The 12,707-nt window shown below is 72.3% G+C and carries 12 protein-coding genes; 9 read left to right on the forward strand and 3 right to left on the reverse strand.

Annotated features, from left to right (window positions below):
• The first annotated feature begins 32 nt into the window (after nucleotides 1-32).
• Together OG430_RS05280 and OG430_RS05285 are read left to right on the forward strand one after the other, a co-directional pair.
• Nucleotides 33-455 carry a cystatin family protein gene (locus tag OG430_RS05280; RefSeq protein WP_327351231.1) on the forward strand — a complete coding sequence of 141 codons (423 nt, stop codon included), beginning with the start codon at nucleotides 33-35 and terminating at the stop codon, nucleotides 453-455.
• On the forward strand, nucleotides 442-903 hold the full coding sequence (locus OG430_RS05285; RefSeq protein ID WP_327351232.1) for a hypothetical protein: 462 nt from the start codon (nucleotides 442-444) through the stop codon (nucleotides 901-903). The genes OG430_RS05280 and OG430_RS05285 overlap by 14 nt, the downstream gene beginning before the upstream one ends.
• Here the strand turns inward: OG430_RS05285 and OG430_RS05290 are convergent.
• The 3 genes from OG430_RS05290 to OG430_RS05300 form a co-directional block, all read right to left on the reverse strand.
• The gene (locus tag OG430_RS05290) at nucleotides 879-1,481 is read right to left on the reverse strand and encodes a DUF2867 domain-containing protein (RefSeq protein ID WP_327351233.1); all 603 of its coding nucleotides are present in this window, start codon (nucleotides 1,479-1,481) and stop codon (nucleotides 879-881) included. The two genes, OG430_RS05285 and OG430_RS05290, sit on opposite strands and share 25 nt — an antisense overlap.
• 32 nt (nucleotides 1,482-1,513) lie before the next feature.
• A complete protein-coding gene (locus OG430_RS05295) occupies nucleotides 1,514-2,134 on the reverse strand; it encodes a TetR/AcrR family transcriptional regulator (protein ID WP_327351234.1) in 621 nt (206 codons plus the stop codon).
• 97 nt (nucleotides 2,135-2,231) lie between these two features.
• The gene (locus tag OG430_RS05300) at nucleotides 2,232-4,601 is read right to left on the reverse strand and encodes a collagenase (RefSeq protein WP_327351235.1); all 2,370 of its coding nucleotides are present in this window, start codon (nucleotides 4,599-4,601) and stop codon (nucleotides 2,232-2,234) included.
• A gap of 369 nt (nucleotides 4,602-4,970) precedes the next feature.
• Between OG430_RS05300 and OG430_RS05305 the strand changes: the two genes are divergently transcribed.
• The 7 genes from OG430_RS05305 (at nucleotide 4,971) to OG430_RS05335 (ending at nucleotide 12,697) form a co-directional block, all read left to right on the forward strand.
• Nucleotides 4,971-6,155: an NAD(P)/FAD-dependent oxidoreductase gene (locus OG430_RS05305; RefSeq protein ID WP_327351236.1), complete on the forward strand. Its 1,185-nt coding sequence runs from the start codon at nucleotides 4,971-4,973 to the stop codon at nucleotides 6,153-6,155.
• Nucleotides 6,156-6,198: 43 nt separating this feature from the next.
• Nucleotides 6,199-6,522, forward strand: coding sequence for a (2Fe-2S)-binding protein (locus tag OG430_RS05310; protein WP_327351237.1), 324 nt, complete (start codon nucleotides 6,199-6,201; stop codon nucleotides 6,520-6,522).
• 382 nt (nucleotides 6,523-6,904) lie between these two features.
• A complete protein-coding gene (locus tag OG430_RS05315; RefSeq protein WP_327358961.1) occupies nucleotides 6,905-8,314 on the forward strand; it encodes an NAD(P)/FAD-dependent oxidoreductase in 1,410 nt (469 codons plus the stop codon).
• A 47-nt stretch (nucleotides 8,315-8,361) separates the two neighbouring features.
• A complete protein-coding gene (locus OG430_RS05320; RefSeq protein ID WP_327351238.1) occupies nucleotides 8,362-9,276 on the forward strand; it encodes a dihydrodipicolinate synthase family protein in 915 nt (304 codons plus the stop codon).
• An 83-nt stretch (nucleotides 9,277-9,359) separates the two neighbouring features.
• The gene (locus tag OG430_RS05325; protein ID WP_327351239.1) at nucleotides 9,360-10,364 is read left to right on the forward strand and encodes a proline racemase family protein; all 1,005 of its coding nucleotides are present in this window, start codon (nucleotides 9,360-9,362) and stop codon (nucleotides 10,362-10,364) included.
• Nucleotides 10,365-10,506: 142 nt separating this feature from the next.
• Nucleotides 10,507-11,253, forward strand: coding sequence for a GntR family transcriptional regulator (locus tag OG430_RS05330; RefSeq protein WP_327358962.1), 747 nt, complete (start codon nucleotides 10,507-10,509; stop codon nucleotides 11,251-11,253).
• Between the two features lie 115 nt (nucleotides 11,254-11,368).
• On the forward strand, nucleotides 11,369-12,697 hold the full coding sequence (locus OG430_RS05335) for an LCP family protein (protein WP_327351240.1): 1,329 nt from the start codon (nucleotides 11,369-11,371) through the stop codon (nucleotides 12,695-12,697).
• The last annotated feature ends 10 nt before the right edge of the window (nucleotides 12,698-12,707 follow it).

The raw sequence follows: 12,707 nt of genomic DNA on the forward strand, positions 1-12,707 counted from the left end.
GGTGGACCGGACGACATGTACGAGCCGGAGCGGTGACGCTCCTGGCGACAACGGCCCTCGTCGGCGGGGCGGGCCCCGCCGCGACGGCAGGCCAGGAAGGAGTGCCCGTGTGCGCGCAGGCCGGTGAGCCGTTCCCGGAACCGCCCGAGGGAACCGCGGGCGCCATCCACCCCGCTCCCGCCGACGACGCCGACATCCAGGAGATGGCGGCCTGGGCCATCGCCGAGGCCAACCGCACCGAGGGACGCGGACCTGACACGGCGTACCGCCTGGAGTGCGTGGCCGCCGCCGGGCGGCAGGTCGTGGCCGGCTCGCTGTACCACCTCCACCTCCGCCTCGACCGACCCGAACCCCGCCGGGCGACCGCGGTCGTCTGGGACAAACCCTGGGAGAACTTCCGTGAGCTGCAAGACTTTTCGACCACTGATGACCGGCCGGCCGATGTCGCGCACTGAGCCGGGCAGGCGCGTCCGAGTGCCGCGTCTGCGCCTCGCCGCCGTGGCCGCCGCCGCGCTGCTCGTGCTGCCGGCCGGCCAAGGCGTCGCGTACGCCGTGGAGCCCGAGGAGCTGGCCGGCACCTGGGTGTCGCCCGCGAGCGGTGACCGTGGCTATCCCCGGGAAGTGGACTTCGACGCCTCCGGTACGTTCCGCGTGCGTGACCTGGTGTCGCCGTGCCCGCCGAAGGTGCAGTGCGTCTGGTCGGGCATCAACAGCGCGCAGGGAACGTATGCCGTGGAGGGCGATGACGTACGGCTGACGTACGACAACGGTCGCACCGACGCGATGCCCGATCAACTACGGTACGAGGAACCGCAGTTGATCGAGGAGCTGCCGGACGGCGGCCGTGCGGAGTACACCCGTCGCGCGGGGTGCGGCGGTCACGGCGCGGTCGAGGAGTCCTGAGCGCGGCCGGCCTCCCACTCCTTGGCGATCCCGCGCATCAGCGGCGGATACACGAGCACATGCCGGAACGGCCCGATCAGGCCCATGTAGGCCTTGCCGAACAGGCCGTTGGGCTTCACCAGGACGGCCATCTGTCCGCGGTGGCCGCCCGCTCCGTCCTCGACCCAGCTGAGGTGCATCACCCCGTGCACGGTGCGGTTGCCCATCTCGGCGGCCCACTCGTCCTTTGCCAGGTACACCGAGGTGAAGGGCAGGCGGTCGAACTCCGGCCCCCTCGGCCCGTCGCGCAGATCGGCCGGCAGCCGGTCGCGCAGCGTCGGCACCCGCTTGCCGACGCCGGAGTCCGGGTCGTCCCAGCCGAAGATCTTTCCGAGCTTCCAGCGGATGGAGAACAGGGTGCGGGCCACCCAGGACGGGTTGTCCGAGGTGTCGCCCCCGGAGGTCTGCCGGATCAGCCGCGGGAAGTCGTCGGGGCCGCCGGGCGTCGGCAGCGCCCACACGTCGTAGAGGCGGAAGTCGGGCGTGATCTCGTGGATCCGCCACGGCCGGGAAGTGTGTGCGGAGTCGGGGAGTTTCATTGCGTGGACCTCCAGCTGTTCAGTCAGGTCTGTCAGGTCTGTGTCACTGCCAGGGGGTCGAGGCCGAGTACGCCCGCCACGGCGCGCGCGGTGAGCAGTTCGTCTAGGGGGGCCCGGTCGGCCAGCGCGCTGACGGTGCCGTCGAGGGCGCCGACGAAGGCCAGGGCGAGGGTCCTGGCGGGCGGTCCCGGCGGGATCGTGCCCGCTGCCCGGCCGGCGTTGATGAGCCGCCGGCAGCGCTTGACCAACTGCTCGTAGCGGCGCTCGACCTCATGCCCGACGGGGTGGTCCTGGCCGCTGAACTCGATCCTCAGCGCGGTCGCCACGCGGGCCCCGGTGCGCCGGCAGTAGACGGCGTGACCGCGGGCCAGGGCGAGCAGCGCGGCCACCGGCTCGGACTCCCGCTCGATCTGGGGGCCCACCTGCTGCATCCAGGTCTCGCCGATCCAGTCGAGCACGGCCAGGGTCAGGTCCTGCTTGTCCTTGAACTGGTGGTAGAGCGCGCCGCGCGAGTATCCGGCCTCGCGTGCCACCTGTTCGAGCTTGAGGTGGCCGTAGCCGTAGCGGGACAGGCCTCGGGCCGCCGACTCCAGCAGGGCGCCGCGCGTGCGGGCGCTGCGGTCGGCCTGGCTCTCCCGGTTACGTACATGCATGTATGTATGTTAGCGCGCGTCACCCAGCCCGCGCACGGGGGCCGGGCTGGGTGACGAGGCGGGTGCTGAGCTGGAGCTTTACCTGGAGTCAGTGAGGTCAGCCGCGCAGGGGGCCCTCACAGGTGTAGGACGCGGTGCCGGCCGCGCCCGTGTTCCACATCTCGACCTTGCCGAAGGTGCAGTTCATGTCCTTGAAGTTGTTCGCCGCGGGAGCCGTGCGGTCGAGGATGAAGTAGTCGACGGTCTCGGACATGTCCTTGAAGATCTGGTCGGGGTCGGCGGGGTCGGTGATGTTGGCGGTGATCCGGCCGGTGCAGGTGAAGCGCGGCTTGTCGGCCGTGGTGTCGCCGGCCGACTTGCGGCAGTCGGGGGTGTTGGAGGTGGCCGCCGCGAAGGCTGTCTTGATCTCGGCGGCCGTGGCGTGGCGCAGCCCGGCCGGGTCCTCGTACTTGGTGTCCGGCACGAAGAGTTCGTCGACCTTGGCGATCTTCTCGTCGAGGAACTTGTCGTAGGCGGCCTGGGTGCCGGGGTCCTTGCCCACGTTGTCGCGCCAGGCGTCGAAGCCCCGGACGTCGTTCGCGCGCAGGTACCCGTACATCGACCGCAGCAGGGCGGGGCGCTCGGTCCACAGGAACTCGAAGAACGTGCCGGCGTAGTTGTAAAACCGGAATCCGTCGCCGTCGTACGTGGCGTGCACGAGTTGGTCGACGGTCATGCGCGGACCGCCGCCCGCGGTGTCGTTGATGATCCCCTTCACCAGCGACTTGCGCACCAGGATGCCGTCGTCGCGGGTCGCGCCGTCGAAGAATTCGGCGGTGCCCTCGTCCATCGCGGTCGTCCGGTCGCCGGTGTACCAGTCGCCCTCGCCGAAGAAGCCCGGCACGGCGAAGCGTCCGTTGAGGTAGTGCGTGTACTCGTGGCGGAACAGCTCTTCCAGGGTCAGCGAGGAGTCCTGGGGGACGCGCCGCTGGTACGTGTAGAACGTCGCGCCGCGCTCGATGTAGACGCCGCCGTTGTTGGTGTCCATGCCGGTGAGGATGGGGTGGTACGTCTCGTAGTCGGCGCGGGAGCCGTACAGGACGATGTTCAGAGTGGTGTTGGGGTCGCCGGCGAGGGGTTCGTCGGTGCCGAGGACGCGGTGGTACTGGGCCTTGACCTGCTTGCTCGCGTAGTAGAGCTGGTCGACGGTGGCCCGGTCGAGGCCGGTGCGGACCTTGATGGCTCCGTTGTCGTACGTGTACGTGTAGGGGAAGATCCGCTTCTCGATGTCGGCCTTGCAGACGTTGTAGGGGGCGCAGGCCTCGTAGAAGTTGAGCCACCCCACCACGGAGGCCCAGGGCTGGCTGCCGGTGCCGAAGTTGCGCTCGGCGGTGCCGAGGAGCGGGCCGAGGTCGGCGACGATCTGCGTCTTGAGGGCGGCGATCTGGCCGAAGCGTCCGTATTCGCCGAGCGCGTCGCGTACGACCCAGGCATTGGGCGTGCCCTTGAGGTGGGTGTGGCCGGCGAAGGCGCTGAACTTCGCGCGGTAGTCGGCGTCCTGGGTGACGGCGGCGTGGAAGGCGGTGTCGTTGTTGCCGGGGTAGACGCCGAGGTAGTTGGCCGAGAGCGCGGCGAGGGCGGCGCCGCCCCAGGCGGGGTCGGTGGCGGTGTCCGGGTGGGCGGCGTCGAGTTGGGCCAGGACCTTTTTGATCAGGGGCAGTTGGTACTGGCGCAGGCCGGTGGAGCCGCCGGTGGTGAGGGCTTCGCGCAGGGTCTCGGCGTTGGACTTGGTCGTGTCGAAGGAGCGGGCCGCGGTGCCGAAGGCGTTGATCGCGTCGCGCAGGGTGGTGCTGGTGGGGCCGTCGGTGACGTCGATCTCGTCGTGGCTGAAGTCGTGGTAGACGAGCGCGTGCAGGTAGGTGAACAGCTCCAGGAGGTGGGTGCTGTTCTTTCCGTCGTGCGACGCCGAAAGGGACTTGGCGCGATTGGCGACCGCCTGGGCGTGGGCGTCGGACATGACGCGGGCGAGGCGGGCGTCCCAGGTCCACAGGATGTCGCGCAGGCAGCCGTCGGCGGTGACGGCCGGGTCGGTGAGGAAGTCGGCGAGCTGGGTGGGGGTCAGGCCGGTGATGCCGTCCAGGGTGCAGGGCACTCCGGCGGCGGTCTTCGCGTTCCCCTTGGCCCGCGTGACCGAGGCGGCCTTGAGGGGGTGGGCGCCGGGGACGCGGCCCTTGACGATGCCGGCGGGGGCGACTGCCGGGCGGGGCTTGGAGCTGGGGGCCTTGCCGTAGCGGTCGACCTCGTCGAAGGGGTTGCGGTGGTCCGAGCCGGTGCCCGTGGCGCCCGGTGCGGCCGCGGGACGGAAGGTGGCCGGGGCCTGCGGGGCGGTCCGGGTGTCGGCCTGGGCGAGCGGGGCGGCCGGCGCGAGGAGGGCCGCGGCCATGGCGGCGGTGAGCAGGGGCTTGCGTATGCGTCTGGACGTGGTCACCGAAGTCTCCTGGGTGAAGGGGGAATTGCCTGGGGGGTGGCGCATCGGTGCGATGACCGGGGCGCGCGAAGACGTCGTCGTCTCCGCGCACCCCGGGCCTCAAGTGCGGCCGGAACGGGCTCGAGTGGGGCCAGAACTGGCTCAAGTGGGGCTGGAACCAAAGGAATCCCGCAGCGGTGCACGAGAAGTGCCACGTAACATAGCAATGTGAAATTGCACTGAGAACCCCTCGACGCCCATGGGTTCCGCAGGCGTCAACTTCCCCTCTGCCACGCCCCGTTGGCTCGGCCGATCGGCCCACTTCGCCGCACTTGAAAAGGTTGAGGGCGATCCCTTGGCAGCGTCAGTGCCATGTGAAATATTACTGACGTGCTCACGGGAACCCCTTCACGCGCCTCGGACGCCACCTCCGACGTCATCGTCGTCGGAGCCGGCGTGATCGGAGCGGCCTGCGCCCACTACGCGGCCCGCTCCGGCCTCACCGTCACCGTCGTCGACCGCGGCCCCGTGGCGGGCGGCACCACCGGGGCGGGCGAGGGGAACCTGCTGGTCTCCGACAAGGAGCCCGGTCCCGAGCTCGAACTCGCCCTCCACTCCACCCTGTTGTGGCGGGAACTGGCCGCGGAACTGCCCGCGGCCGTCGAGTACGAGGCCAAGGGCGGTGTCGTCGTCGCCTCCGACGAGCGACGGCTGTCCGCCCTGCGCACCTTCGCCGCGGCGCAGACCGCCGCCGGCGTCGAGGCACTCGAAGTGCCCGGCGATCGGATCCACGAACTGGAGCCGCATCTCGCCGCGGGTCAGGCCGGCGCGTTCCACTACCCGGGGGACGCGCAGGTCCAACCCGCCCTGGCCGCCGCCCACTTGCTGCGCGCCTCGGGTGCTCAGCTGCGGTGCGGAGAGGAGGTCACCGGCTTCCTCACCGGCCGGGGAGGCACGGTCCGCGGAGTGGTCACCGCTTCCGGGACCCGGCTGCACGCCCCGCACGTGGTGAACGCGGCGGGCACCTGGGGCGGCGAACTCGCCCGCCTGGCCGGGGCCCCGCTGCCCGTCCTCCCCCGGCGCGGCTTCGTCCTGGTCACCGAGCCACTGCCACGCGTCGTACGGCACAAGGTGTACGCCGCCGACTACGTGGCCGATGTCGCCAGCGGCTCGGCGGCACTGCAGACCTCCGCCGTGGTCGAAGGGACCCCGGCGGGCCCGGTGCTCATCGGCGCGAGCCGGGAGCGGGTCGGCTTCGACCGCACCCTGTCGGTGGAGGTGCTGCGCCGCCTCGCCGCGCAGGCCACGGAGCTCTTCCCGGTGCTCGCGGAGGTGCGGGCCATCCGCTCCTACACGGGGTTCCGCCCCTATCTTCCCGACCATCTCCCGGCCATCGGGGCCGATCCGCGGGTGCCCGGTCTGCTGCATGCCTGCGGGCACGAGGGGGCGGGCATCGGGCTGGCGCCCGCGACCGGTGCGCTGATCGCCGCCGCGCTCACGGGCGCGGCGCCGCCCGTGGACGTCAGGCCCTTCCGCCCGGACCGCTTCCCGAAGTCCCCTGGAGCCGTGGCCTGATGACTCCGCCGTCGCACCGAGTACCGAAGGGGAAGCGATCCCTGTGAAACTCCGCCGCACCACGCCCGCCGAGCTGGCGGACGCCGCACCAGGCCCCGCCTTCGAGATCACCTTCGACGGGCGTCCGGTCCCCGCTCTGCCGGGTCAGTCCCTCGCCGCCGCGCTCTGGGCCGCGGGCATCGTGGCCTGGCGCACCACCCGCACCGGGGGCCGTCCACGGGGTGCCTTCTGCGGCATCGGGCAGTGCCACGACTGCCTGGCCACCGTCAATGGCTCGCCCAATCGCCGTGCTTGCCTCGTTCCGGCCCGGTCCGGCGACGCGATCACCACGCAGGAGGGTCACGGCCGTGCCGACCTCGCCATCTGAATCGCCGTCTGAACCGCCGTCTGAACCGCCGTCTGAACCGCCGTCTGAATCGCGGATACCGTGCGGGGCCGTCGCGTCCACCGAGGATTTCCCCGCCCCGCCCCTTCCCGTGATTCTGCGAAGCCTTCCGCCCTCCGGGCGGTGTCCTCAAACGCCGGACGGGCTGAACAAGGCAGCCAGCAGCCCCAATGAGGCGCCCGGCACCCCCAAAGCCAACGAGTCAACCGGGCCTGCACAGGCGACCGAGGCTCTCTGGCCTGCACAGGCGACCGAGGCTCTCTGGCCTGCACAGGCGACCGAGACTCTCGGGACCGCGCAGGCGACCGAGACCGCCGAGCCGGTCGAGCCCGCCACCGCGGCCGAACCCCCCGTCCGCTACGACCTGGCCGTCATCGGCGCAGGCCCAGCCGGCCTCGCCGGGGCCGTCGCCGCCGGTCAACTCGGCCTGCGCGTCGCCCTGGTGGACGCCGCCGAGCAGACCGGTGGCCAGTTCTATCGCCACCCCGCGCCCGGCCTGCGCGCCCGGCGCCCCGAGGCCCTGCACCACGACTGGGCGGCGTACGCACAACTCCGTGACCGTCTCGCGGCCACCCCCTCCGTCACTCATCTCCCCGCGCACCACGTGTGGAGCGTGGTCCGGGACGGCGACCACTTCGCCGTCCACGCACTCACCGGCGCCGACGGAACGGACCGCACGCCCGTAGTTCTGCGCGCCCGGGTCCTGCTCCTCTCCACCGGAGCCGTCGAGCGCCAACTGCCCTTCCCCGGCTGGACCTTGCCCGGAGTGATCACCGCGGGCGGCGCCCAGGCCATGCTGAAGTCCGGCCTGGTGCTGCCCGGGCGGCGCATCGTCGTCGCGGGCAGCGGGCCGTTGCTGCTCGCCGCCGCGACCTCGCTCGCCGCGGCCGGCGCCGAGATCCCGGCCGTCGTGGAGGCCGCCGGCTACCCCGGCTACGCCCGGCACCTGCGGGCCCTCGCCGCCAACCCCGGCAAGCTCACCGAGGCACTCACCCACGGCTCAGCCCTGCTGCGTCACCGCATCCCCCTCCGCAGCCGCAGCGCGGTCGTCGCGGCCCACGGCACTCACCGGGTCGAAGCCGTCACCGTGGCCCGCCTCGACCGCGACTGGCGTCCGATCCCCGGTACGGCCCGCCGCATCCCCTGCGACGCGGTGGCGGTCGGCCACGGCCTGGTGGCCCAGACCGACCTCGGCACCGCCCTCGGCTGCGCCACCCGCCGCTCCCCCGACGGCACCCACGCCCTCGACACCGGCCCGGACCAGGAGACCTCGGTCCCCGGCGTCTGGACGGCCGGCGAGAGCTGCGGCATCGGCGGCGCGAGCGCGGCCCGCGCCGAGGGCGAGCTGGCCGGGATCGCCGCTGCCACCCGTCTCACCGCCCAACCCCCGGACTCCGAGCCACTGTTGGCCCGGTCGGCCAAGCTGCGCCGCCGCATCACCCGCATGCGTACCTTCGCCGAGGCCATGGCGGCCGTGCACGCCCCGGCCCCCGGCTGGACGGCCTGGCTCACCGACGACACCGAGGTCTGCCGCTGCGAGGAGGTCACCGCGGCCCGCATCCGTGAGGCCACCGCCGAGCTCGGCGCCCGGGACGCCCGCACGGTCAAACTCCTCACCCGGGCCGGGATGGGCTGGTGCCAGGGCCGGATGTGCTCGGCCGCCGTCGCCTGCCTCTCGGGTGCCGGTCCCGCCCCGGACCGCCGCCCGCTCGCCTCCCCCGTGCCGCTGGCCGCACTGGCCGACCTCCCCGCCGAAGCCACCGAAGCCTCCTGACCACACCACCGCACGGCACCCGCACCCGCACCCGCAAGGAGTCAGCCATGAACGAGAGCAGCACCTCCTGGACCACCGACCGCCCCTGGCGCGGCATCATGGTCGCCACCGCCCTCCCGCTGCGCGAGGACCTCTCCATCGACTACGACGCCTACGCCGAGCACGTCCGCTTCCTGCTCGACAACGGCTGCGACGGCGTGGTCCCCAACGGCTCGCTCGGCGAGTACCAGACCCTCACCGCCGAGGAGCGGGCCCGCGTGGTGTCGACCGCCGTCGACGCGGCGGGGGACGGGGCCAGGGTGATGCCCGGGGTGGCCGCGTACGGCAGCGCGGAGTCCCGGCTGTGGGCCGAGCGGGCCGCCGCGGCGGGCTGCGGCAGCGTGCTGCTGCTTCCGCCGAACGCCTACCGCGCGGACGCGGACGCCGTACGCGCCCACTACGCCGAGGTGGCAAAGGCGGGCCTGCCCGTGGTCGCGTACAACAACCCGATCGACACCAAGGTCGACCTCGTACCGGAGCTCCTGGCCGAACTGCACACGGCCGGGCACATCGTGGCCGTGAAGGAGTTCAGCGGCGACGTCCGCCGGGCCTACCAACTGGCCGAGCTGGCACCGGAGTTGGATCTCCTGGTCGGCGCCGACGACGTCCTGCTCGAACTGGCCCTCGCGGGCGCGGTCGGCTGGATCGCCGGCTATCCGAACGCCTTCCCCGCCTCCTGCGCCGAGCTGTACCACGCGGCGGCGGCCGGTGACCTGGAGCGGGCCCTGCCCCTCTACAAGTCCCTGCACTCGCTGCTTCGCTGGGATTCCAAGACCGAGTTCGTGCAGGCCATCAAGCTCTCCATGGACCTCGCCGGACGGCCCGGCGGCCCGACCCGGGCGCCCCGCCGGCCGCTCACGGGGGCCGTCGAGGCGGCCGTGCTCTCCGCCACCGAGAAGGCCGTCGCCGACGGACACCACTGAGCGGACGGCAGACACCGCCGAGCAACCGGCGGTCACCCACTGAGCAACCGGCAGTCCCAGCCGAGGAATTCGGAGGATCCACCATGCGTACCCGTCATGTCTTCCACGCCGTCGACTCCCACACCGAGGGCATGCCGACACGTGTCATCACCGGCGGCGTCGGCGTCATACCCGGCGCCACGATGGCCGAGCGCAGGCTCCACTTCATCGAGCACCTGGACCACCTGCGCACACTGTTGATGTACGAACCTCGTGGCCACGCCTCGATGAGCGGCGCGATCCTCCAGCCTGCGATCCACCCCGACGCGGACTACGGAGTCCTCTACATCGAGGTGTCCGGGCTCCTGCCGATGTGCGGCCACGGCACGATCGGGGTGGCCACCGTCCTGGTGGAGACCGGGATGGTGCCGGTCACCGAGCCGGTCACGCGGGTCACCCTGGACACCCCGGCCGGGCTCGTCCCCGTCGACGTACAGGTCGAGGACGGCGTCGCGAAGTCGGCCTCGCTGACCAATGTGCCCGCGTTCTGTCTGGGCCTGGACCGCAAGGTGGAGGTGCCGGGATACGGGACGGTGACGTACGACATCGCCTTCGGCGGGAACTTCTACGCGTTCGTCCAACTCGACGACCTGGGGCTGCCGTTCGACCGCGACCGCAAGGAAGAGCTCCTTGCCGCCGGACTGGCCGTCATGGACGCGATCAACGCCTCGCCGGATCGTCCCGTCCACCCCGAGCAGCCGGAGATCGCGGGGCTCAAGCACGTCCATCTCACCGCCCCGGGCTCCGACGCGCACCGCTCGCGGCATGCCATGGCCATTCATCCGGGCTGGTTCGACCGCTCCCCCTGCGGCACCGGCACCTCCGCCCGCATGGCCCAGCTGCACGCCCGCGGTGAGCTGCCGCTCGGCCGTGACTTCGTCAACGAGTCGTTCATCGGTACCGAGTTCACCGGCAGGCTGCTCGAGGAGACGGTGGTGGGCGGGCTCCCGGCGGTCGTGCCGCGGATCACGGGGCGGGCCTGGATCACCGGCACCGCGCAATACTTCCTCGATCCCCAAGACCCCTTCCCTGCCGGGTTCTTGCTGTGACCGTGGCTGCGGTTGTCACCGGGGCTGTGGCCGGAACTTCCGTACACCCGCGCGCACCTGCGAAAACAACGTGACATTGTACGCTGGTGATCCGCTCGGCCACGAAGGCGCGGGGCGCAGGCACGAAGGGACCACCACCGCCATGGGCCACCTCCAGCAGCGCGACCTGGGCGCCACCCGGGAACGGCTCCGCGACCAGGTGGCGAACGCACTGCGCGCGGCCCTGATCTCCGGTGAACTCGAGCCCGGCGGCGTCTACTCGGCGCCCGCCCTGGCGGAGGACTTCGGGGTGTCCGCGACGCCGGTGCGCGAGGCGATGCTCGACCTGGCCAGGGAGGGCCTGGTCGAGCCGGTGCGCAACAAGGGGTTCCGGGTCACCGAGGTCAATGAGCGCGACCTGGACCAGTACATCGAGATCCGGCTGCTGATCGAGGTGCCCACGGTGGGGCGGATCACCCGCAGTGCGGCGCGCGAGGACCTGGAGGCGCTCAGGCCGATCGCCGAGGAGATCGTGCGGGCCGCGCGCGAGCACGACCTCATCGGCTATCTGGAGGCCGACCGGCTCTTCCACCTCTCGCTGCTCGCCCTGTCCGGCAACGAGCGGCTGGTGGAGGCCGTCGGCGATCTGCGCAAGCGGTCCCGGCTTTACGGGCTGACCACGCTCGACGAGCGCGGCGAGCTGCTGCCCTCGGCCGAGGAGCACATCGAGCTCCTCGACCTGATGCTGGCGGGGGACGCCAGGGGTGCGGAGAAGTGCATGACGCGGCATCTGGGTCATGTGCGGTCCCTGTGGGCCAAGGACGGCCAGGACAGCAAGGGCGGTCAGGGCGGTCAGGAGCGGAAGCCGGCCGCGCGGCGGCCCCGGCGGAGTCTCGGCGCCGCCCGCTGACGCGGCCGGCCCGTGGCCCGGGCCAGGGGTGATCACGACCGGCCCCGGCCACTGCTTGCTCCGTCTGCGGGAGCAGGAGCGGCGCTCCGGTCGACCCTGCGCGAGCCTGAGGGGCATGCGCCGCCTCGCCGTCACCACCGCCCTCGTCGCCGCCCTCGCGGGCGGCACCCTGACCGCTGCCGGACCTGCGTCGAAAGGCGACGCGGACACCGCCGCACACCACGGCACCAACATCCTGGTGGTCGGCATCGACCGCCGCGCGGGCATGTCGGCCGACGAGCAGCACCGGCTGCACGTCGGCGGCAAGCAGTGCGACTGCACCGACGTGATGATGGTCGTCCATCTCGCCGAGGACGGGCGGCGGATGAGCGTGGTGTCCGTGCTCCGCGACTCCTACGTGGAGTTCGCCGAGCACCCGCACCCGCCCGGGGCCCGCACGTCCGGCAAGATCAACGAGGCGTTCCGGCGCGGTGGGGCCGACCTGGCGAAGCGGACGGTGGAGCGGGCGACGGGGCTGCGCATCGACCACTATCTGGAGACCGACTTCCGGGGATTCGTCGGCGTGGTCGACCGGCTCGGCGGTGCCACCGTCTGCACCGACAAGCTCCTGCGCGACAATTCGGCAGGGCTGCGGCTCACGCCCGGCACCCACCTCATCGACGGCAAGAAGGCGCTGCGCTATGTGCGCGCCCGGCACGTCAACCCCCCTGGCGACGGCGGGCGGGTGCGCCGCCAGCAGCGCCTGCTCGCGGGCCTGATCGGCAAGTTGCGGGAGGCGGGGGCGCTCGACGGCCCGGTCGCCACGCTCCGCACGGTCGCCGCCCTGCGTGACCTCGTACGCACCGACTCCGCCACGAGCCTCGCCGACCTGGTCGCGCTCGGCTCCGCGGTGGGCCGACTGCGCCCGGAGCAGACGGAGTTCGCGAACGTGCCCGTCGCCGACGTCGACCACTTCGTGCCCGGGGCCGGGTCGACGGTGCTGTGGGACCGCGAGCGCGCCGCGGCCCTGTGGTCGGCGCTGCGCGAGGACCGCCCCCTCACCGGCGATCCCCGCATCCAGCCGCAGGGCGGGACGCGGGTGGGCGTGCCGCTGTCGGCCATCCACCTGCGCGCCTCCGACGACGAGGTCGGCTTCGCCCTGCTGCGCGCCGGGTTCACGGTCCTCAGCGGCCCACCGCACCATGCCCCGCCGCCGCACACGGACCGGACGGTCATCTACTACGACCCGGTCCGGGCCCGGTACACACCCGCGCTCACGGCCGCCCTGCCGGGCGCCCGCCTGGTGCCCGTGCGGGGGCACGGCCGGGTCTTCGACATCCATGTCGGCTCCGGCGGCCGTACCGTCGTGCCGGTGATCTACGACCGCAGCGGTGTCGAGGGCCCGCCGGCCACCGGGGACAAGCTGCTCTGCCCGACAGCCGCAGCCACGACGCTCTCACCATGAAATGCCGCTA

The sequence above is a fragment of the Streptomyces sp. NBC_01304 genome (genome assembly GCF_035975855.1).
Taxonomy (GTDB): Bacteria; Actinomycetota; Actinomycetes; order Streptomycetales; family Streptomycetaceae; genus Streptomyces.